The sequence below is a fragment of the Aliiroseovarius conchicola genome, from assembly GCF_041403445.1.
Taxonomy (GTDB): domain Bacteria; phylum Pseudomonadota; class Alphaproteobacteria; order Rhodobacterales; family Rhodobacteraceae; genus Aliiroseovarius; species Aliiroseovarius conchicola.
The window spans coordinates 61,885-83,901 of the sequence record NZ_JBGEHL010000010.1; the positions used below are offsets into that span (position 1 = coordinate 61,885).

Consider the following 22,017-nt stretch of genomic DNA (forward strand, 5'->3'; position numbering starts at 1 on the left):
GAGTTTGAGATGACGAAGAGCAGAACGGACAATAAAATGGTGACACCCATGGCGGATATTCAAACCGGCACCGGCCCCAGATCGCACGGGTCTTTTCGGACATTGATGGCGGTCGTTGGCGCGCTCTTGATCACATTGTCTATGCTTGGATCACCAGCCACCGCGCAAAACCTTTTTGCTCCTGTGAAGAAGATCAATGACCGGGTGATTACAGCCTATGAACTGTCGCAGCGGATCGCATTTCTGACCATCCTGAAAGCCCCCGGCAACATTCAAGAGTTGGCTCTGGAGCAGCTGACAAACGAGGCGCTGCAGCGTCAGGCCGCCGAAATCGCCGAGATTGAATTGACCGCCGAAGACGTTCAAACGGGGATGGAAGAGTTTGCGGGGCGTTTTAATCTGGATGTGGCGCGGTTCAACCAGATCATCGCTCAAGCGGGTGTCGCGCCCGAAACTTTCCGGGATTTCGTCTCTGGCGGCTTGGCGTGGCGTCAGGTCGTGCGGACCCGCTGGGCGGGCCGCGTCAATGTGACAGAAGATGAAGTTCAACGCCAATTGTCACTAACGCGCCCAGGCGCAGGCGTGCGTGTTCTTCTGTCCGAGATCATCTTACCGGCCCGCAATCCGGCAGAGGCTCAAACAGCGAATGTCCGCGCCTCGGAGTTTAGCCAGATCAATACGATCGGGGCGTTTGCCAACGCCGCGCGTCAGTATTCCGTTGCGCCATCGCGTGGCCGTTCTGGTCGGATGAACTGGATCGACCTGTCCGACCTGCCACCAGCGGTCGCAGCGAATGTTCTGCCGCTAGAGCCCGGCAGCGTGACGCAACCAATACCGGTGCGGAACGGCGTTGCTGTCTTCCAGCTGCGCGCAATCGAAGAGGTCGACACACCCCAGGCCAAAGACGTCACCATTGACTATGCGACCCTGCTATTGCCAGGTGGTCGCAGCGGTGCTGCTTTGGCCGAGGCCGCAAAAATCCGCGCCAAGGCTGACACATGTGACGACCTTTACGGCATCTTGCCCGGCCTGCCGGAAGATCAACTGAAGCGCGTGTCTCAGCCGATATCGGACGTGCCAGCCGCCTATGCCGTCGAACTGGCCAAACTGGATGTGGGCGAGGTTTCGACCGCACTCACCACGCCGCAAGGCGGCAATCTGGTATTTTTGATGCTGTGCTCGCGCAATCGCGACCTGCCCGAAGAAGTCAGTCTCGAGGATCTCAAATTGCGGATGCAAAACCAACGTCTGCAAAGCTTCGCAAATGCCTATCTGGAAGAACTTCGCGCCGCTGCTTACATCGAGGATTACACCAACCAATGACCGGCCCGGATACGCGCAAAGCGGCCATTCCGCCCATTGCGCTGACCATCGGGGAACCAGCAGGTATCGGCCCCGACCTTGTCGGGCTTGCCTATGATGCCCTGCGTGGTGACGTACCATTCTTTGTGATTGGCGATCCTTCGCACATTCCAGCGAATGTCGCGTTCACCGAGATTTCCGCGCCGTCGCAGGCACATTCTGTCCCTGCGCTCCCGATCCTGCCTCATGATTTCGGGGCCGCCCGCCTACCCGGCAATGCGGTCTCGTCCCATGCCGCCCATGTGGTGGATGTGATCGAACGCGCCGTGTCGCTGACCCGGTCTGGCGATGCGCTGGCGGTTTGCACCAACCCGATCCATAAGAAAGCCCTAAAAGACGGTGCGGGCTTTGCCTTTCCGGGCCACACGGAGTTTCTGGCCCATCTCGCGGGAGGCGCCGATGTTGTTATGATGCTTGCTTGCGACGGGCTTCGTGTGGTCCCGGCAACCATCCATATTCCGCTCTCCGCCGTCGCAGGCGCCCTGACGCCTGAGTTGCTTGAACAAGTCATTCGGACAACACACACCGCCTTGATCAACGATTTCGCCATCCCCGCGCCACGCATCGCCGTCGCGGGTCTCAACCCACATGCAGGCGAAGGCGGCGCGATGGGAATGGACGAGATTGATATGATCTCTCCGCTGCTGGACAAGCTGCGCGCGGACAGCATCGACCTGTCCGGGCCACTCTCAGCCGATACGATGTTTCACGCCAAGGCCCGTACAAGCTACGATGCGGCCGTTTGCATGTATCACGATCAGGCGCTCATCCCGATCAAGACCATCGACTTCTCGGGTGGGGTCAACATCACGCTTGGCCTTCCCTTCATCCGCACCTCGCCCGATCATGGCACCGCGTTCGACATTGCAGGCACTGGACAGGCAGACCCCAGCTCGCTGATCGCCGCTCTTAGGGCCGCCCACCAAATGGGTCTGAGCAGATGGGAGAAAACCAAATGAGCCAAATCGACGGCCTGCCCCCCCTGCGTGACGTCATCACGACCCATGGCCTGACCGCCAAGAAATCTCTTGGCCAGAACTTCCTGCTCGACCTAAACCTGACCGCCAAAATCGCCCGTCAGGCCGGTGACCTTACCCAATGCGACGTGCTGGAAATCGGTCCCGGTCCGGGTGGACTGACCCGCGGATTGCTGGTCGAAGGCGCGCGCAAAGTGCTGGCGGTCGAAAAAGACAGCCGCGCCATGGCCCCGCTGGCCGATATCCAGAAGGCCTACCCGGATCGCCTGCAGGTGATCAATGCGGACGCGCTTGAGCTTGACCCGCTCGATCACCTTACACAGCCCATCCGGATTGTCGCCAACCTACCCTACAACGTGGGCACCGAACTTTTGGTGCGCTGGCTCACCCCGCCGACATGGCCACCGGTCTGGGAGAGCCTGACATTGATGTTCCAAAAGGAAGTCGTCGAGCGCATCGTGGCCAAGCCCGGCTCAAAGAAATATGGCCGCCTTGCGGTGCTGGCACAATGGCGCAGCACCCCGCGCGTTGTGATGGAATTGCCGCCAGAGGCGTTCACGCCACCGCCCAAAATTCACTCGGCTGTGGTTCATCTGGATGCGCTGCCGACCCCACGTTACGACGCGGACCCTGCCAAACTGCAGGCGCTCGTCGCCAAAGCTTTCGGCCAGCGCCGGAAGATGTTGCGCGCTTCGCTAAAAGGTCTGCATCCGAACATCGAAGACGTCCTGACCTCGGTCGGCATCAAGCCAACAGAACGCGCCGAACAGGTCGAGATCGAGGCTTTCTGCGCCCTCTCTCGCGCACTCTCTTCGTGACCCCAACCCTCATTTTCTTTCCATAAATATCCTGGGGTGAATGCGCGACAGCGCAGAAGGGCAACGCCCCTAAAAAGCTATCTCGGACCTAGCTATGCTCTTCCGCAGCGGTTTCGGCCAACGCCCGATTAAACGCCTTCAATGCATCCACCTGAAACGCAGCGCCCCAAAGCTCCGGCGGATCACCCTCGCCGCCCAAGGTCACCACCGGAATAAACCGCGCGCCGGATGTTTCAAACATCGGCATCAAGGCCTCCAAAGTGGCGTTGCCATCCACGTAAAGCCCCTGCTCGATCAGCTCCCAACACGCTTCCTCGGTGGCCGCACGCGGGTGGTCATCATCCCTCATGATCGAGGCAACACGCACCGTCGATAGCAGATAGGCCTGTGGGCCGGCGGCCAAATGAATGTTGCGACGCTCCAACTGCGTCAGGAAGAAACTGCGATCAACCCAGCGGCTCGCCAAGGCGGTCGACATGGATACCGCAGCCATCACGGCGATCCCGGTCTGCCAGTCACCGGTCAATTCAAACACGATCAACGTGGTGGATATGGGCGCGCCCAATACGGCCGCCGCCACGGCCCCCATACCCGCAAAGGCATAAAGCGTCTCGGATCCAGACACGTTCGGAAAAATCGCCGTGGCAATGATGCCAAAGGCCAAGCCGGTCAGGGCCCCAACCATCAACGACGGCGAGAACACGCCACCGCCCATGCGTCCAGCCATGGTGATCGCCACAGCAGCCACCTTTACGCCCACATAGACCATGGCCAGTTGCAACCCAAGCTGACCGGTCAGCGCCGCCGAGGTCGTCTCGTACCCCACCCCGATGATATGCGGATACCAGATTGCAATCGCGCCCAGCATAAGCCCCGCCAAAGCCGGGCGTAATATCCTTGGCAAGCGCAGCTTCGATTGCACGGAGTTGCCGAAGTCGTCCGCCCAGAAAATCGAACGCATCAGCACCACGGCGACAATCCCGCAGACCACCCCAAGGATCAGAAATGCGGGAAGCTCTACGTAGAACGCTAATGTGCCCTCGGCGGGCAGAACGAATTCGGTCACGCCGCCATATTCCAAACGGTTGATCACCGTTCCAGCAACCGACGCAATGGCAATCGGCGCAAAAGCATGGACCGCAAAATGGCGCAGCACCACCTCAAGCGCAAAAAGCGCCCCTGCGATGGGCGCATTGAAGCTTGCCGATACCGCAGCCGCCACCGCGCATCCCAACAGATCGCGCCCGGTCACGCCATTGGCGTTGATCCGCACCGATACCCAGCTTGAGATCACCGCCGCCATGTGAACCACCGGCCCTTCACGCCCCGACGATCCGCCGGTCGACAAGGTGATCAAAGACGCGAGCGCCGAACCAACCCCCGCGCGTTTCTCGACGCGGCCCTCCCACAAGGCGGCCCCCTCGATCACGTCAGCAACTGACCGCACCCGACCATCCGGGGTGAACCAGTTCAGGATAATCCCAACCACAAGCCCACCAAAGGCCGGCAACAGCAAAATCCAGTACCACGGCAGCATGCTGGCAAAGCTTTGCAAATGCGCAAGATCGTCGGTGCCGTAAAAACTGGCCTGCAACCCCTCAATCGCCTTACGAAACCCCAGTGCCGCAGTACCGGACGCCGTTCCGATCAACAGAGCAAGGATCCAGAACTGCAATTGACTGGGGCCATTGCGAACCAAAATTTCCCAACCGGATGAGCACCGGGCGCCAAAATCCCGCCAAGCGCGATCTATTAACAATTTTAGCCGATTAGGCATCTAACCCCGCCCGCGCAGCCCTTCCCAAGATCACGCATTTACCATAAGTTGTTCCGGCTTTGCTGGGGAGGATGGGATGACCATCAACACCGTTTTCACCGAGCTTTCGTCTTTTCTAGGCGATCGCATCAGTTGCTCCAAGTCCGATTTGCGACAGCATGGCGCATCTGAAAGCCATTTTGCGCCCGCGCCACCGGATGCCGTCGCATGGCCCGAAACCACGGACGAGGTCAGCCGCATCATGCAAATCTGCCACCGGGACCGTATTCCCGTGGTGCCCTTTGGCGCGGGTACGTCGCTTGAGGGTCATACCAGCGCGGTATCGGGCGGGCTGTCGCTGGACATGTCACGGATGAATGCCGTTGTGTCCGCCGACCCCGGCGACATGATCGCTGTGGTGGAATCGGGCCTTAGGCGCGAGGAACTTAACCATGAATTGCGTACATTAGGCGTGTTCTTTCCCGTTGATCCGGGGGCCAATGCCTCGATTGGTGGGATGGCGGCGACACGCGCGTCCGGCACCACCACGGTGCGGTATGGATCGATGCGGCAGAACGTCTTGGGACTGACGGTGGTTTTGGCCGACGGGCGGGTCATCAAGACCGGGTCGAAAGCTGCAAAATCCGCATCAGGCTATGACATGACGGCACTGTTTTTGGGATCCGAGGGGACGTTGGGTATCATCACCGAACTCACGCTTCGACTGCATGGCATCCCCGAAAACATCAGCGCTGGCATTTGTGCCTTTCCCGACATGCAGTCTGCTGTCGGGGCTGTGCAACAAGTGATCCAGATGGGCGTTCCGATGGCCCGAATCGAGTTCGTAGATGCCGCATCGGCGCGCGCGTTCAATGGGTATGCGGGGACGGATATGCCTGACTGCCCACATCTGTTGGTCGAATTCCACGGCAGCCCGACCGCCGTGACCGAAGCCAGCCAAAGCTTTGGCGAGATTGCCGAGGAGTTTGGCGCAACAGGATACGAGCACGCCACCCGCACCGAAGACCGGAACGCGTTGTGGAAGCTCCGTCACCACGCCTATTATGCCGTTCTGGCCTTGCGCCCGGGCGCACGCGCCGTGGTGACAGATATCTGCGTACCGATCTCAAAGCTTGCTCAAGCGGTCGAAGAGACACGCGCTGACATCGCGGCTTCGGGCCTGTTGGGACCAATCCTTGGCCATGTCGGGGACGGAAATTTCCACGCCACCTTGTTGATCGAACAGGGCAACGCATCGGAATTGGCCACGGCAAAAGAGTTGGCGCGACGCATGAGCGACCGGGCGCTGTCCATGGGCGGCACCATCACCGGAGAGCACGGGGTCGGCATGGGCAAGTTGAACTTGATGGAAGCCGAACATGGGGCCGCGTGGCAACTGATGGGGGATATCAAATCTGTGCTTGATCCGACTGGCATCCTGAACCCCGGCAAACTGGTGCCGCAGGACTGATCAGCAGGATAAGTCTAGCTGACCAACAGCTCTTTCGCCGCAGCCCGCCCGGCATCTGTGATCGTATCGCCCGATATCATACGCGCCACTTCGTCGACCCGGGCGTCTGGCCCCAATGGCACCACGGTCGATAAAGTCACGCCGTCTGCGACGTCTTTCTGAACGCGCCAGTGGTGATCGCCAAGGGCTGCGACCTGCGGGCTGTGGGTGACAACCAACACCTGCCCGCCAGACGACAAAGCGGCCAGCCTGCGCCCCACCGCATCCGCTGTTGCGCCGCCAACGCCCCGGTCGATCTCGTCAAAGATCATGGTCAGGCCCTCGGCCTCGCGTGTCAGGCAGACTTTCAGGGCCAAAAGGAACCGGCTCAGTTCGCCGCCCGAGGCGATTTTGTTCAACGGCCCCGATGGTGCACCGGGGTTTGTGGCCACTGTGAATGTCACCAGATCGCCGCCCTCAGGTCCAGCCTCGGTGGACGCAATAGCGGTTGTGAATACCGCACGTTCCATCTTTAGCGGGGCAAGCTCGTCCGACATGGCCGCGTCCAAAGCTTTTGCCGCTGCCTGTCGTGCTTGGCTCAACTTCTTTGCGGCATTGTCATAGGCCGATTGCGCGGCGGCGACATCCTGTTCCAAGCCTGCAATCGCTCCGACACCGGCATCAAGCGCTTCAAGGCGCCCGCGTAAATCCTTCGCGAAGCCGCCCAAATCGTCCGGGGCCACCTGATGCTTCCGCGCCAAGGCCCGAATCGCAAAAAGCCGCTCTTCAACAACCTCAAGGTCGTGTGGGTTGAAAGTCAGGCTGTCCAAAGCGGCCTCGACCCCCTGCACCGCATCGCCAAGTTCCGCCAAAGCGCGCCCAAGGGCTGCGATCGGAGGGTCCAACGTATCGCCCGCCTGATCAGCCACATCCTCCAGCCACCGCAGCGCATCACCGGTTCGGGCTTCCGCCCCCTCACCCGCGCTGAGCGCTTGATGCGCTTTGGTGATGTCCTCTCCGATCCGCTCGGCCGCCTGCATGAGCCGGCGCTGGCTGTCGAGCGTCGCATCCTCGCCTGTCTCGGGGGACAGATCATCAAGCTCGGCGACCGCGTGGCGCAGGAATTCTTCCTCTGCCTGAGCCGCTTCCAACGCCGAACGCGCATCGGCGAGCGCCGCACGGGCGCGGGCCAGATTACGCCACGCCGTGCGGGTTGATTTCACGCGGTCTTCCAACCCACCGAATTCATCCAACAATTGCCGATGCACGCGCGGGTTCAAAAGGCCCCGGTCATCCTGTTGACCGTGAAGTTCGACCAAGCTGTCCGACAGCGCCCGCAACACCTCGCCCGAGGTGCGGCGGTCATTAACCCACGCGGTCTTGCGCCCGTCCGCACGATTCACCCGCCGCAGCACCAGTTCATCTTCGGCTGGGATCCCGGCCTCTTCCAACACGGCACGAGCAGGGTGCGTTTTGGGCAGATCAAATACAGCGGTTACTTCGCCCTGTTCAGCCCCCGCACGCACCAAATCAGCACGCCCGCGCCATCCCAGCACAAAGCCCAAACTGTCCAGAAGGATCGACTTTCCAGCCCCGGTTTCACCGGTCAGCACGTTCAAACCAGGCTGGAACTCAAGTTCCAGCCTGTCGATGATCAAAAGGTCGCGTATATCAAGACCACGCAGCATGACGCCCCCGGTCGTGCGATGCTCTGCCCCACATCAGGGTCAGAGCCATTCGCCCTTCACCAACTGACGATACACACGGTTCAGCCAGTTATTGCCCTTAGCCTCGGGCTTCAACCCGGACTTGGTCAGCAACGCATAGCTTGAGGCGTACCACTCTGTCGACCGGAAGTTATAGCCCAGAATTGCACCGGCGGTCTGAGCTTCATCTGTCAGACCAAGCGATAGGTAGCTTTCCACAAGGCGGTGCAATGCCTCGGCCACATGGGTCGTTGTCTGGAACTGTTCGACCACCACACGGAAACGATTGATCGCAGCCGTATAGTGTTTGCGTTTCAGGTAATACCGCCCGATCTCCATTTCCTTGGCCGCAAGGTGATCAAAGGCGAGGTCAAATTTCAGGATCGCGGATTTCGCGTATTCGGTGTCCGGATAGCGTTCAATCACAGTGCGCAGGGATTGCAACGCCTGGAACGTCAGGCCCTGATCGCGCCCGATCTCGTCAATCTGGTCGTAGTAGCTGAGCGCCAGAAGATATTGCGCATAAGCGGCATCCTCATCTGCTGGGAAAAACTCGACATAGCGTTGCGCGGTGGCGCGCGACTGTTCGTAGTCGCGGTCCTGATGGAACGCAAACGCCTGCATGATCAGGCCGCGCTTGGCCCATTCGGAATAGGGATACAGGCGTTCAACCTCACCAAACCACTTGGCCGCTTCCGAGGGATCGCCCCGTTCAAGCTCATACTCGCCACGTTTGAAGATTTCCTCGGCGGTCCATTGATCAATCGGCTTCTTCTCGACCGACGAAGCCAGTGGCCCAAATATACCGCGCCCATTGCCGCCGCCAAGGCTTCCGATACCGCCGCTGCACGATGTCAGGACCATGCCCGAAACCAGCGTTATGCCAATTGCTTTGCCCAAATTCACGCGGATCATCACCGGTGCCACCCCAAAATATGTTATCCGACTAAAAGTCCGAACTGTTCACGCCTGTCCTAGCACAGAATTTTTCGAGGCAAAATGGTTTGCACAGCAATTTTCGCAGCTTCGGTCCACTTGCGGTGCGTTCCTGCCCAATAACAGCGCTAAGAATAAGAAAATGCCGCGAAATTCAAGCGCGGCATTTGCAAGGTTATTATCAGTTTCAAACGCTCTTAGGCCGTCATCGGCAGGTCAGAGCGACGCACGCCAACACCTGGCAAACGACGAGCAGTTTCCTTGTCGCATTCCACCAAACGCCAGCTGTCAGGCGCATCAAACAAAGCGCGCAAAAGCTTGTTGGTCATCGCATGCCCGGCGCGGTGTCCCACATAACGTGCCTTAAGCGGCGCCCCCGCCAATGCCAGATCACCAACGGCGTCGAGCATTTTGTGGCGCACAGCCTCGTTATCGCGACGCAAACCGCCCGGGGACAGAACGTCATCGCCATCCACCACGACAGCATTGTCGTAGGTGCCGCCAAGCGCCAGCCCTGCATCATGCATCGCGTCGACATCCGCGCGACGGCAGAATGTACGACAATCACTCAGTTCGCGCACAAAATTGCCGTTCGACATGTCCATATGCAGGTTCTGAGTGCCGATCGCAGCATCTGGGAACGAGATATGGAAGTCGATCTCAAACCCGTCTGACGGCTCAAGGCGCGCCCAGACGGCGTGCTCACCATCGTCTTCGCGGTACTCGACCGGCTCCAACACCTCGATCACACGTACGGGCGCGGACAATTCACGGATGCCGGTTTTTACCAAACCGTCGACAAAGCGCGACGCACTGCCATCCATGATCGGCACTTCGGGACCATCAAGTTCCACCAAAGCGTTGTGAATACCACAGCCAGCAAGGGCAGCCATGATGTGTTCGATGGTTTTAACCTCGACGCCTGCATCGTTCCGGATAAGCGTGCAAAGCGGCGATGGAACACCCGACGCCCAATGCGCAGGAACCAGATTGTCACGGTCCGACACATCCATGCGTTTGAACCAAATACCGTATTCCGCGGAAGCGGGGCGGACATACATGCGCGCCGGCCGACCGGAATGAAGTCCGGTGCCGGTAAATGTCACGGTGCTTGCAACAGTCGTTTGCACGTATCGCCTCTTAACTACTAACCAGCTTGGTCTGTCATAACCGTTTGTCACGGGACGTTGTCTGGTGTCATTCGATGAGCAAGAGGTAAATCCAGCACCGGTGAATAACAATTCAAACATCTGTAACGCTCTGTAACATCAACACACGCACAAGCGGCGTCCCGCCGACTCGTCGAGCTTTGCCCCGTAAGACATTCAAATAAATGGAAATATCCGAATTCACTGAACCGCAGAAACGACGCGCGCAGCATGCCATTTCGTCAAACAGGTGGTAAGAAATGTCACAGTGTGACAGGCCTGAAACAAAAAGGGCTGCGCGGGGTCACCGCACAGCCCGATTTCTTATGATTTGAACCGCTTTAGTTTGCCTGGCGACGCAGGAAAGCAGGGATTTCTACTTTGTCCTGTTCGGGATCTGCTGCCGGTGTTTGCGGTTGGGCAGGTTCTGCCGAATGTACCGGAGGTTGGCTGCGCGCATGCTCTTCCGCACCTGCGACACCCGATCCTGTCATCCGGTTGATCAAGGAATTGATCCCAAAGCGAGGCTTGTCATGACCAGCTTCGGTGGTCGGAGCACCATGATCGACAGGCGCTTGTTGCGCACGCGGCTGGTTGTGAACGGCTGCCTGCAAACGGGCCATCGCCTCGGGCGATGGTGTGCCTGGCGCGGGTGCTTTCGGTGCAACAAAGGTTGCCACTTCGGGCTCGGCCTGAACGGCTTCGCGCGGCTGATAGGCTGGGGGTGGAACATCACCACCAGCGGTGTCTGCCGGGAACACATTCTCGGCGACCTCTGGTGCGCGTTCTTCTGCGACGGCAGGCGTCTCCATCTCTTCAAACAGCGATGGCTCAGTCGGCGTATCTGCGACAGGTGCCTGAGGTGCCGTGCCAGCATCAATCGCAGCTGCTGCGGCAACAGCTTCTGGTGCTTCAGCTTCCATCTTGTGTTCAACATCAAGCGGCGCTTGCAAAGGCGTGGCCAGACTGCGACGCGGTACAGGGATATCGGTGTTCACATCCACAGCGTCGATACCAGTGGCGACAACGGAGACGCGCATTGCGCCTTCCATATCGGTGTCCAAGGTCGAACCAACAATGATGTTTGCGTCCTGATCGACTTCCTCGCGAATGCGGTTGGCTGCCTCGTCCAGTTCGAACAGTGTCAGGTCGTAGCCGCCAGTGATGTTGATCAACACACCTTTTGCGCCACGCAGGCTGATTTCGTCCAGAAGCGGGTTGGCAATCGCCTTCTCGGCGGCCTGAACTGCGCGATCTTCACCATCGCTTTCGCCGGTGCCCATCATCGCTTTGCCCATCTCGTCCATCACGGCGCGAACATCAGCAAAGTCGAGGTTGATAAGACCTGGGCGAACCATCAGGTCCGTCACACCCTTAACACCTTGATAAAGAACGTCATCTGCCATCGAGAACGCCTCGGTGAAGGTCGTTTTTTCGTTGGCAAGGCGGAACAGGTTTTGGTTCGGGATGATGATCAGCGTATCGACCATCTTTTGCAGTGCTTCAACGCCGTCTTCGGCCTGACGCATCCGCTTGGCGCCCTCGAACTGGAACGGTTTTGTAACAACACCGACGGTCAGAACACCAAGCTCGCGCGCGGCTTGTGCGATGATCGGCGCGGCTCCGGTTCCGGTGCCCCCGCCCATACCCGCTGTGATGAAGCACATGTGTGCGCCAGCAAGGTGATCAACGATCTGTTCGATCGATTCCTCAGCCGCTGCAGCCCCGACCGAGGCCCGCGCACCAGCGCCCAGCCCTTCGGTGACTTTCACGCCCATCTGGATGCGGTCTTTCGCGTTAGAATGCTGCAAAGCCTGCGCATCCGTGTTCGCCACTACAAATTCAACGCCCTCGAGCTCTTTCTCGATCATGTTGTTGACCGCGTTGCCACCGGCACCGCCCACGCCAAATACCGTGATACGAGGTTTCAACTCTTCCTGACCGGGCATGGTAAGGTTCAATGTCATGATATGTCCGCCTGTCTATATCCGCGCCGCACCGATGTCCCCCGGTTGCGACAAATACCGTCTATTAATTCCGACTGAATCGCCGGTTACTGCCTCGATTTTGACCATATTAACCCAATATACGGCCTTTCGTCACGCCCTAATGGTGTGAAAAGCCGCAAAATATTGAGGAATCTTGCCGGTGGTCAGCAGGATTTCGCCGAAGGCACCGTATCTTGGGGCAAATGCCGCGAATTCACCAATTGTCTTTGAACCACTTCATAGCACGGCGAAGGCTGCGCGCAGGATAGCTTGCGGCGGGGATGTCGAAATCCCACCACTCGTCCTGCGGATGGGCCGCGAACAGGCACAGCCCCACGGACGAGGCAAACCCTGCCCCGGTAGCCGCTTGCGGCAGCCCTTGCACCCGCAGCGGACGGCCGATCCGAACCTGTTGGCCGAGAATTTTCGGGGCCAGCCCGTCCAAACCGGGAATTTGGCTCCCCCCACCCGTCAGCACGATTTGCTGACTTGGCAGATGTTCAAAGCCAGAGGCATCGAGACAAGCACGAACCTCTTCCAGTATTTCCTCGACCCGCGGGCGCATAATGCCGATCAACTCGGCGCGGCTGACCGTGCGGCGATCATGTTCCCAGTCACCGGTGTCGCCGCCGATCTCGATCATCTCGCGGTCGTCCATGCCCGTGGCGACCACGCCGCCATAGAATGTCTTGATCCGCTCAGCGGTCGACAAAGGCACCTGCAGACCTTTTGAGATGTCTGACGTCACATGATCCCCGCCCAGCCGAACACTGTCCGAGTAAATCATGTGCTTTTTCATGAAGATAGACAGCCCAGTTGAACCACCACCTAAATCTATACAGGCCGCACCAAGTTCTTGCTCATCCTCGACCAATGCCGAAATGCCCGACACATAGGCCGAGCTTGCAAGCCCCGCGAGCTCCAGATCGCAGCGTTTGATGCAGTAGAGCAGGTTCTGGATTACCGCACTGTCGACGGTCATCACATGCATATCCACCGCCAATCGATTGCCGATCTGCCCGCGCGGGTCATTCAGACCCGACCGATGATCCAGTGCGAAATTGACAGGTTGCGCGTGCAAAACCTCGCGGCCCTCGCCGATCTCGGGCATATCGCAAGACGCAAGCACGCGGGCGACATCCTCTTCTGATACTGCATTTCCTGCCACATCTACCGCGCCGTCCAGACCATAGGACCGCGGATTGGCGCCCGAGAAACAGGCGATGACGTGATCTACCCGGATGTTGGCCATTTTCTGAGCGGCCTGGATGGCGGTGCGAATGGCGCGTTCAGTTTCCTGCATCGCGTCAATTTCGCCAAAGCGGACCCCGCGCGACCGGGTGGTGGCTGCGCCAATAACACGAAACGCACTCTGCCCGGCCATCGTGCCAACGCCGTCGCTGGCGCGAAATTCTTCAGGCCCGTCAAAGCGCAAGATCAGGCAGGCGATCTTTGAGCTGCCGATGTCCAGAATGGCAATAACACCCCTCTGCATCGCGGCTTCGCGCATCGACCGCATGGCGCGCTGCTGGCTATAGAGGTCAGTCATTCTCGGATACTCCAACTTCAATCCCCTGCATGCGACGCAGCTCATCAACGGCGTTTTCGGCCAGTCGAAGCGTCGGGCGCTGGGGGTTTCTCATGTCTACGACGATCAGGTCACGGGCCATGACCTCTTGCGCCTGATCAAGGGCAATCACTTGTTCCAGTGCGTCAACCGGGTTGTCGGTGGGCAGTAAAATGCGCTGTTTCGAAGCAAGGACGACATCCCAACGACGCTCGCCCACGCGGACCAGGCCACGGAATTCTTCGCCAAAAGGACGGGCCGTATCGATCAGATCGAGCGCCTCGCGCACCGCCTTGTCGGCCCCCGGACCTGCAATAAGTGGCAGGTCGGCGCGCCCGCTGCGTCCAAGCAGGCTGGCCACGCGGTGTCCTGTGCGGTCCAACAGGTCAAGAATGCCATCGTGACGCCAAATGATCGCCGGTTGACGTTCGGTGATCGCAACTTCCAGTACGCCACCGGGACGGATGCGTAGCGCGGCCTTTTCGACAACATCCAGCTTTGCAATCTCTTCGCGCATCGCTTCCAGATCTAGATCGAAGCTTGAGATCGGGAAATCGATCGGAAGCATCTGACGCACAGCTTCGTCGACAACTGGTGATGCACCCTCGACGGCCATCAGCTTCACCATGAATTCAGGCCGCTCCTGAACCGAGCGCTGTATCTGCGTGATCTTTTCGCCAATGGCGTTGCGGTTCGCTGGGTTGGAGAAGTACCACCCCACCAGCAACAGAACCAAAAACACTGGCAGGCCCACCCGCAGGAACCCACGAAACGAGGGCGTCAACCAAAGGCGATGAACTTTGTAAGCCAACCGCGATGGCGCGGGATCTCGACGTGGTTCGCCCTGCCCTTTGCCACCACTGGCACCCCCGCGGCGCGGTGCGGCGACCGAATGATACGGGCCGTTTGAAGGTGGCTTCACCGATCGCATGACGCGTCCTCCACCATCCAAGCACAGAACTGACCAAACTTGATCCCGTGATGCGCGGCTTGTTCGGGTGCAAGCGAGGTTGGGGTCATGCCGGGCTGTGTGTTGGTTTCCAGCAGGATCAATCCATCCAAGCCGCGCGCCTCGTCCCAACGGAAATCCGTGCGGCTGACACCGCGACAACCCAGCACTTTGTGGGCGCGCATAGCGTAATCCAGACAGGCGGCTTCAATGTCGGCCGAAATGTCGGCGGGCATCTCGTGGCGCGATCCACCTTCGGCGTATTTCGCGTCGTAATCGTACCACCCCTCGGTGATGATATCGGTGACGCCAAGCACGCGGTCGCCCATCACGGTGGTGGTCAGCTCGCGCCCCGGCGCATAGGTTTCGACCATCACGGTCTTGGGCATGGTTGCCGCGAGTTTGGGCGGAGAGTTCGCGCCCTCTTGCACGATATAAATCCCGACCGAGCTGCCTTCGTTATAGGGTTTCACCACGTAAGGCGGTTCCATCATATGGCGCGTGCGAACCTCGTCGGCGGACGCCAGAACACTGTCCACCACTGGAAGACCTGCGGATCGGAACACATCCTTCGTGCGCTCTTTGTCCATCGCCAAAGACGAGGCCAGAACGCCGGAGTGAGTATAGGGAATTTGCAGCCATTCAAGCAGGCCTTGCACGCAGCCATCTTCGCCCCAGCGACCGTGAAGCGCATTGAACACAACATCCGGGGCTTCAGCGCGCAAGCGCTCGGACAGATCGGCACCGGCGTCAATTTCGACCACGTCATAGCCTTCGCCGCGCAATGCCTGAGAGCATTCGCGTCCAGAACTGAGTGACACTTCCCGTTCTGCCGACGGACCACCCAGTAAAACCACAACTTTCGAGACTGCCTTGCCCGACATGCCTGCTTTGCCTTGTACCAGACCGCGTAAGCGATCAACTGCCCTGCCGTTTCCGGCCTTTTCCGCGCTGCCGCGGTTGTTTTTGAAGGCTGTACCGCCCCCGAAGCCGAATTTATTGCGCCTTTTGGCGTCTTGTTTCGGCTCTCTTAGGGCCTGCCCGACCCCTCAAATCTCCGGCCTATTTGGCCGATTACATCCGCGTTTTCGCCGGCTTATTTATCTGCCGGTTCGCCTACGCGCATGATTTCCCACTGTAGCTCTATGCCACTGTGTTCGTAAACCTTTTTTCTGACCTCTTCGCCAAGTCCTTCAAGGTCTTCGGCACTCGCTCCGCCGGTGTTGGTCAGGAAATTCGCGTGCATCGGGTTCATCTGCGCGCCACCGCGTGTTGCCCCGCGCATGCCCGCGTCTTCTATGACCTTCCACGCTTTCAGCTCGTGGCTGTCATCTGCCTTGCCTGTCGAGCTGAACCCCGCTGGGTTGCGGAATGTCGAACCAGCGGTGCGGTCCTTGGTCGGTTGAGTCTCGTCACGTTTGGCCAGTTGGGCGTCCATGCGGGCCGTTAAGTCCGCCGGATCACCAGTCGGACCTTCAAGAGTCGCGTTGATGATGATCCACCCGTCGGGCAGATCGGTTTGGCGATATTGGAAGTTCAATTCATCCGCTGTGAGGGTCACGCGCTCGCCCTCTCGCGTGATCGCTTCGGCCTCCACGAACACGTCCGCCACATATAATCCGTAGCAGCCAGCATTCATGCGAACAGCGCCCCCGATGGCTCCGGGAATAGTGCGCAGGAAGGTCAAATCCACACCCGCATCCGCCGCTTTACGTGCCACATGGGCGTCAAGGGCGGCGACGCCTGCGGTCACCTTCTGGTCTTCAATTTCAATACCATTAAACCCGCGACCCAGACGGATCACGACACCGCGAATGCCACCGTCACGCACGATCAGGTTGGAGCCGACACCCATCGGAAACACCGGAACATCTGGGTCAAGCGCGGCCAGAAACTGTGCCAGATCATCCGCATCGGCGGGCATAAAGAACCAGTCCGCGGGGCCGCCGACACGCAGCCAAGTGAAGCCCGCAAGCTCTTTTTGAGGAACCAGTGTTCCACGCACTTCGATCTGATCTGGTTGTGCCACGTTAACCCCTTGCCTGATTAAGCCAGCGAACCAGATAGATCACAGGCCAGCGCAGGATCGACATGCCCGCGAACATCACCAGCATCCCGATCAGCGGCCCGTTCTGCAACACGACATACCCCAACAAGGGAATTCCGATGGCAATCAAGCAATAAGCCACGCGCCAGTGATGGTCACGCGATGGAAACAGCGCGATCACCTGCGCAATCACGGCCCAAAAGCATGCGAGGATCAGAGAAAGCGTCATACTTTGCCCATTGCCTTTCGTGCGAAATACCAAAGCGGCCTGCGAAACATCGACAGAAACCCAGCCAACCCAAGGATGGCCCAAAGCCACCCATGCGTGGCACCGATCCAGATGATGATCACCGGGGCCGCAATCAACAGCGCCAGCCCCGGTGGGAACTGGCGGCGCATGGGCAGAAGTGCCACGATGGTCGCAGCAACGACCCAAAGGGCGGCGGTGATCAGGGCTGGGCTCATGTAACGTGCGCTCCTTAACCCAGTTTCGCCGGCAGGTTATTTGCCCAGGCCGAAATCGTACCCGCACCAAGACAGACAACCATATCACCGGGTTCTGCGTGTGTGCGAACCAGCTCTGTCAGGGCCTGCTCGTCGTCAACCGCCATTGCGTGGCGGTGCCCGTGGCGCACAAGACCCGCGACCAGATCGTCGCGGCTGGCGCCTTCGATCGGGTCTTCGCCCGCAGAATAAACATCCGCGATACCCACCACATCGGCTTCGTTAAAACAGGCGCAGAACTCTTCGAACAGATCATGCAGACGCGTAAATCGGTGCGGCTGGTGAACGGCGATAACCTTACCTTCGGTCGCTTGGCGCGCGGCTTTCAGAACCGCTGCAATCTCAACCGGGTGGTGGCCGTAGTCGTCGATGATGGTGACACCATTCACCTCGCCCACTTTCGTAAAGCGACGGTTCACGCCGCCGAAACTGGCAAGGGCGTCGCGGATTTCATCGCGTTTCATCCCAAGGTGACGCGACACTGCCACCGCCGACAACGCGTTTGAGACATTGTGGTCGCCCGGCATCGGCAGCGTGCAGCCTTCGATCCGAGTGTCTTCGCCATGAAGCTCGATATCGAAATGTGCGACGCCACCTTTGTAGGTCAGGTTCACAGCCCGCACATCCGCTTGCGCGTTGAAGCCATAAGTGACAACGCGACGGTCGGTGATTTTACCCACAAGCGCCTGCACTTCTGGATGATCGGTACAGCACACGGCAAGCCCGTAAAACGGGATGTTGGACACGAAATCAAGGAAGCCCTGACGCAGGGTGTCAAAGTCGCCCCAATGCTCCATATGCTCGGGGTCGATATTGGTCACGATGGCGATGGTCGCGGGCAAACGGTTGAAGGTGCCGTCGCTTTCGTCCGCCTCGACCACCATCCATTCGCCCTGCCCCATACGCGCGTTGGAGCCGTAGGCATGGATGATGCCGCCGTTGATCACAGTCGGGTCGATGCCGCCATGGACCAGAAGTTCCGCCACCATCGTGGTGGTTGTGGTTTTGCCGTGGGTGCCCGCCACCGCAATGTTGGACTTAAGGCGCATCAGCTCGGCCAACATCTCGGCCCGGCGCACCACGGGAAGACCTTGCGCACGGGCAGCGTCCAGCTCCGGATTACCCGGTTTGATGGCAGAGGAGATCACAACGACTTCAGCGTTTTCCAGATTCTCAGCGCGTTGGCCCACAAAAATCTCGACCCCAAGCTTGTTTAGCCGGTCGGTAATTTTTGAAGCCTTTAGGTCAGACCCCTGAACGCGGTAGCCATGGTTCAGCAGCACTTCGGCAATGCCGGACATCCCAATACCGCCGATGCCGACGAAATGGATCATCCCCATTTCAATGGGAAGCTTGGTGGCTGCTGCGTTCATACTTTAACCTTTCACTCGTCGTGACAACGGATCGCCCTAGGCGGTGTCGTCATTTAATCCTGTCAACCGCTCGACCATCTCGACCAAATTGTTGGTCGCATCCGGTTTTGCCTGTGCCAGCGCCGCATGCGCCATTTTCATCGCCCCCGCCGGGCTGTCCAATACGGTGCGGATTTGGTCGGACAATGTGTCCACATCCAGCAGGCTTTCTGGGATCAAGATCGACGCGCCTACGTCAACAAGACCGCGTGCATTTGCGGTTTGGTGATCATCTGTGGCGTAAGGGTACGGCACCAAGATCGAGGGGCGGCCAATGACCGAGATATCGGCAACGGACGACGCCCCGGCCCGGCTGATCACCAGCTGCGCCTCGGAAATGCGGCGCGGAATATCATTGAAGAACGGCTGCACATCGGCGCGAATGCCGTGTTCCGCGTAGTATGCGCTGACGCGCTCCATATCTTCGTCGCGCGCCTGATGGCTGACCGAGATATGATCCAGCAGTGGTTTGGGAAGTTTGGCAATGGCGGCCGGTACATTGTCGGACAAAGCGCGCGCGCCTTGGCTACCGCCCATCACAAGGATCGACATGGGGTAGTCACCGGGCTCAATATAACCCGCAGCTTCACGGGCCATCACTTCGCCACGCACCGGATTGCCGGTGTAGACGCCGTTGGCGCCCTCGGGCAAAGCTGTCGGCCATGTCCCACAAGCCACCATGTTGACGCGGGTGGCGAAAATCTTGTTCACGCGACCAAGCACGCCATTTTGTTCGTGGATCATGCGGGGCAGCGTTAGGACGCGAGCAGCGGACAGAGCCGGAATGGTTGGGTAGCCACCGAAACCGACGACGACCGCCGGGCGGTCGCGGTACATCTTCCAGATGGCACCTATTACGCCCAAACCCACACGAAACGGAACGAGGGCTTTAGACAGCAACCCACCACGCGCGAACGTGGCCGACGAGACCTCTTCGATTTCCACCGCATGTGAAAACCCGCTGGTGTATCTTGCTCCGCGCGCATCGGTGGACAGCTTGACGCGCCAGCCTTTGCGCAACATCGCCTCGGACAAAGCTTGGGCGGGGAACATATGACCGCCGGTGCCCCCGGCTGCGATAACAAGTAGAGGTGGTTTTGGGTTCATCGACCTTGCCTGTTTGCGAATACGTCTTGCATGCGGCCCTGCGGCCGGGTGCGGGTAAATGCCAAAAGCATACCGAGTGCAATACCCCCCGCGATCAAAGACGACCCACCATAGCTGACAAAGGGCAATGTCATCCCTTTTGCCGGCAAAAGACGCACGGCAACCCCCATATTGATCAGCGCTTGTATGCCGAACATGGCCGCCAGACCTGATCCGGCCAGACGAATGAACGTGTCACGTTCGCGGATCAAGCGCAGGAAACTGCGAACAACAATCGTCGCATAAAGCGCGATGATCACAAGGACTAAAACCAGCCCGTATTCTTCGGCGGCAACGGCGATGATGAAATCCGTATGTGCGTCTGGTAGCGACCACTTCACTTGGCCTTCGCCCACGCCCACACCAAAGAACCCGCCCTCGCGGATCGCGTTGGTCGCGTAGCCCATCTGAGTTGTTGGATCGACATCAGGATTTAGGAACCCATCGATCCGGCGCGCAAAGTGTTCCGAGTTGTTATAAGCAAACATGCCACCCAGCACGACGACACCTGCGGCTGCCGCAAGCAACAATATGGGTGCGCCTGCCAGAAAATACATGACACCCCAACCAAACAGGATCAGTGCTGCTTGGCCAAAGTCAGGCTGCATCGCCAGAAAGCCAACGATTACAAGCACCAGCGCCAATGACATCGAGCGTCCGGGCGGGCCGTTAATTTCTTGACTGGCGGCCAAAAGCCAGGCCGAGACAACCACGAAACCGGGTTTCAGAAATTCAGATGGCTGGATCGAGGCAAAGCCAAGCGAATACCAGCGCGTCGCCCCTTTGCCGAAATCCGTGCCCAGAACGGGTAGAAGGAATACGGCCACAAGCGCCACAAGGAAGCCCAGCACGCCAAGGCGGCGCACCATTTTCGGGCTCATCATGGTCATGGTGAAAAGCGTGATCAATGCGGTTACACCAAAGATCAACTGACGCTCGACATAATGGAAATGCCCAAGCCCGTTGCGCTCTGCCAAAGGGGGTGAGGCTGCGAGCCCAAGCAAAATGCCGACCCCAAACAGAATCAGGATGCAAGAGACCGACCACTTGTCGATCGTACGCCACCATCTGGGAAGAATAGGATCGCCATCGCGTGCGGGATGAACGCCGTATACCATCTCGGTCATGGGAAAATGCCTGCCACTTATCTGTACCGCTCGTATCATCGAGTGACAGGTCCCGTTTTCGGGTTATGGCTGCCGCTCGTCCTCATTCGCCCGTCTGATGCGGGTCGTTGGCGACAGGATAGCCATGTTTTCATCGCTTTTCCAGAGAATTCGCGCGTGAAATCAACGAGTGTGTTCTATCCGGTGGTCGGACCGGCGGCGCGTGATTTCGAATGATCTTTGCCCAAGCGCGCCTCGCGCCAGATGATGATCAATCCGGCGATCACGACAATCGAGGCACCAACCACAGTTTGGATGGTCGGAAGCTCGGAGAAAAAGAAGTATCCGAACGCCAGTGCGAAGATCATCGAGGAGTAATCGAAGGGCGCAATTGTTGAGGCTTCGGCGTGGGTATAGGCGGTTGTGAGCATGAGCTGCCCGACGCCCCCTGCCAGCCCTGCCCCCAATAAAAGCGCGAACTCCCATCCGGTGGGCCAAACCCAGCCGAACGGCGCGGACATCAGAGAAAGGCAAATCGCGGTGAGGGACGCATAGATCACCACGGTCGAGGGTGGGTCGATCCCAACCAGCTTTCGGACAAGGATCTTGGCCACCGCGATGCAGCATGCCGCGATGAAAGCGAGCATCGCCCCGAAGGCGCGCAAATCATTGGCGGCGCTTTCATGCTGCCCATCCAGCAGTTGCAGTTGGGGCCACATGATGATGAGCACGCCCACCAACCCTGACAGAACCGCGCCGATGCGGATCAGACGCACTTGTTCGCCCAAAAAGATCGCCGCAAGGGCGACAGTGATGATCGGGGCGGCATAGAAGATGGCGGTGACTTCCGGCAGCGGAAGATAACCGACGGCGGTGAAGCTGAGCCCCATAGCCGTGACACCTACGACGCCTCGGCTGATATGCGCAAAAGGCTGTGTGGTGCGCAGCGCAGAATGCAAACGGCCTTCATAGGCGAGCCAACCAAGGATGACAGGCAATGCGAAAAAGGATCGGAAGAAGACGATTTCGCCGGGCGGTACGTGGCCCGACGCGGCCTTCACCATGGCTTGCAAAGACATGAAGAAGGCGACCGAGCCGAGTTTGAGTAGGATACCGCGCGATGGGTTCATAGCTTCGTGTAGTCG

The 22,017-nt window shown here is 59.0% G+C and carries 19 protein-coding genes; 4 read left to right on the forward strand and 15 right to left on the reverse strand.

The window, feature by feature from the left end:
• Nucleotides 1-48 precede the first annotated feature (48 nt).
• The 3 genes from V6N04_RS15035 to rsmA are packed head-to-tail and all read left to right on the forward strand — an operon-like array spanning nt 49 to nt 3,157.
• The gene (locus V6N04_RS15035) at nt 49-1,323 is read left to right on the forward strand and encodes a peptidylprolyl isomerase (RefSeq protein WP_371171010.1); all 1,275 of its coding nucleotides are present in this window, start codon (nt 49-51) and stop codon (nt 1,321-1,323) included.
• A complete protein-coding gene (gene pdxA, locus V6N04_RS15040) occupies nt 1,320-2,321 on the forward strand; it encodes a 4-hydroxythreonine-4-phosphate dehydrogenase PdxA (protein WP_371171011.1) in 1,002 nt (333 codons plus the stop codon). The genes V6N04_RS15035 and pdxA overlap by 4 nt, the downstream gene beginning before the upstream one ends.
• Entirely contained in the window at nt 2,318-3,157 is an 840-nt protein-coding gene (rsmA, locus tag V6N04_RS15045) for a 16S rRNA (adenine(1518)-N(6)/adenine(1519)-N(6))-dimethyltransferase RsmA (protein WP_371171012.1), read from the forward strand. The genes pdxA and rsmA overlap by 4 nt, the downstream gene beginning before the upstream one ends.
• Nucleotides 3,158-3,245: 88 nt before the next feature.
• Here the strand turns inward: rsmA and V6N04_RS15050 are convergent, their stop codons facing one another.
• Nucleotides 3,246-4,934, reverse strand: coding sequence for a chloride channel protein (locus V6N04_RS15050; RefSeq protein WP_371171013.1), 1,689 nt, complete (start codon nt 4,932-4,934; stop codon nt 3,246-3,248).
• 76 nt (nt 4,935-5,010) lie between these two features.
• Between V6N04_RS15050 and V6N04_RS15055 the strand changes: the two genes are divergently transcribed.
• Nucleotides 5,011-6,384 carry an FAD-binding oxidoreductase gene (locus tag V6N04_RS15055; protein WP_371171014.1) on the forward strand — a complete coding sequence of 458 codons (1,374 nt, stop codon included), beginning with the start codon at nt 5,011-5,013 and terminating at the stop codon, nt 6,382-6,384.
• Between the two features lie 14 nt (nt 6,385-6,398).
• On the opposite strand, the gene recN is transcribed toward V6N04_RS15055, so the two are convergent.
• The 14 genes from recN to V6N04_RS15125 all read right to left on the reverse strand — a co-directional run bounded on the left by recN (nt 6,399) and on the right by V6N04_RS15125 (nt 22,002).
• The gene (recN, locus tag V6N04_RS15060) at nt 6,399-8,051 is read right to left on the reverse strand and encodes a DNA repair protein RecN (RefSeq protein ID WP_371171015.1); all 1,653 of its coding nucleotides are present in this window, start codon (nt 8,049-8,051) and stop codon (nt 6,399-6,401) included.
• Between the two features lie 39 nt (nt 8,052-8,090).
• Complete coding sequence (locus V6N04_RS15065; protein ID WP_371171016.1) at nt 8,091-8,984, reverse strand: outer membrane protein assembly factor BamD; 894 nt, start codon at nt 8,982-8,984, stop codon at nt 8,091-8,093.
• Nucleotides 8,985-9,202: 218 nt separating this feature from the next.
• Complete coding sequence (lpxC, locus tag V6N04_RS15070; RefSeq protein ID WP_371171017.1) at nt 9,203-10,135, reverse strand: UDP-3-O-acyl-N-acetylglucosamine deacetylase; 933 nt, start codon at nt 10,133-10,135, stop codon at nt 9,203-9,205.
• Nucleotides 10,136-10,494: 359 nt separating this feature from the next.
• On the reverse strand, nt 10,495-12,120 hold the full coding sequence (gene ftsZ, locus V6N04_RS15075) for a cell division protein FtsZ (RefSeq protein ID WP_371171018.1): 1,626 nt from the start codon (nt 12,118-12,120) through the stop codon (nt 10,495-10,497).
• A 235-nt stretch (nt 12,121-12,355) separates the two neighbouring features.
• Nucleotides 12,356-13,690: a cell division protein FtsA gene (ftsA, locus tag V6N04_RS15080; RefSeq protein WP_371171019.1), complete on the reverse strand. Its 1,335-nt coding sequence runs from the start codon at nt 13,688-13,690 to the stop codon at nt 12,356-12,358.
• Entirely contained in the window at nt 13,683-14,639 is a 957-nt protein-coding gene (locus tag V6N04_RS15085; RefSeq protein WP_371171020.1) for a cell division protein FtsQ/DivIB, read from the reverse strand. The genes ftsA and V6N04_RS15085 overlap by 8 nt, the downstream gene beginning before the upstream one ends.
• The gene (locus V6N04_RS15090; protein WP_371171021.1) at nt 14,627-15,541 is read right to left on the reverse strand and encodes a D-alanine--D-alanine ligase; all 915 of its coding nucleotides are present in this window, start codon (nt 15,539-15,541) and stop codon (nt 14,627-14,629) included. Before V6N04_RS15090 ends, V6N04_RS15085 begins: the two co-directional genes overlap by 13 nt.
• A 212-nt stretch (nt 15,542-15,753) precedes the next feature.
• Nucleotides 15,754-16,686: a UDP-N-acetylmuramate dehydrogenase gene (murB, locus tag V6N04_RS15095; RefSeq protein WP_371171022.1), complete on the reverse strand. Its 933-nt coding sequence runs from the start codon at nt 16,684-16,686 to the stop codon at nt 15,754-15,756.
• A 1-nt stretch (nt 16,687) separates the two neighbouring features.
• Entirely contained in the window at nt 16,688-16,933 is a 246-nt protein-coding gene (locus V6N04_RS15100; protein ID WP_371171023.1) for a DUF2484 family protein, read from the reverse strand.
• Nucleotides 16,930-17,169 carry a DUF2484 family protein gene (locus tag V6N04_RS15105; RefSeq protein ID WP_371171024.1) on the reverse strand — a complete coding sequence of 80 codons (240 nt, stop codon included), beginning with the start codon at nt 17,167-17,169 and terminating at the stop codon, nt 16,930-16,932. Before V6N04_RS15105 ends, V6N04_RS15100 begins: the two co-directional genes overlap by 4 nt.
• A 14-nt stretch (nt 17,170-17,183) precedes the next feature.
• Nucleotides 17,184-18,581, reverse strand: coding sequence for a UDP-N-acetylmuramate--L-alanine ligase (murC, locus tag V6N04_RS15110; RefSeq protein ID WP_371171025.1), 1,398 nt, complete (start codon nt 18,579-18,581; stop codon nt 17,184-17,186).
• Between the two features lie 36 nt (nt 18,582-18,617).
• The gene (locus tag V6N04_RS15115; protein ID WP_371171026.1) at nt 18,618-19,727 is read right to left on the reverse strand and encodes a UDP-N-acetylglucosamine--N-acetylmuramyl-(pentapeptide) pyrophosphoryl-undecaprenol N-acetylglucosamine transferase; all 1,110 of its coding nucleotides are present in this window, start codon (nt 19,725-19,727) and stop codon (nt 18,618-18,620) included.
• Nucleotides 19,724-20,893: a putative lipid II flippase FtsW gene (ftsW, locus tag V6N04_RS15120; protein ID WP_371171027.1), complete on the reverse strand. Its 1,170-nt coding sequence runs from the start codon at nt 20,891-20,893 to the stop codon at nt 19,724-19,726. The genes V6N04_RS15115 and ftsW overlap by 4 nt, the downstream gene beginning before the upstream one ends.
• Before the next feature lie 176 nt (nt 20,894-21,069).
• The gene (locus V6N04_RS15125) at nt 21,070-22,002 is read right to left on the reverse strand and encodes a DMT family transporter (RefSeq protein WP_371171048.1); all 933 of its coding nucleotides are present in this window, start codon (nt 22,000-22,002) and stop codon (nt 21,070-21,072) included.
• Nucleotides 22,003-22,017 lie beyond the last annotated feature (15 nt).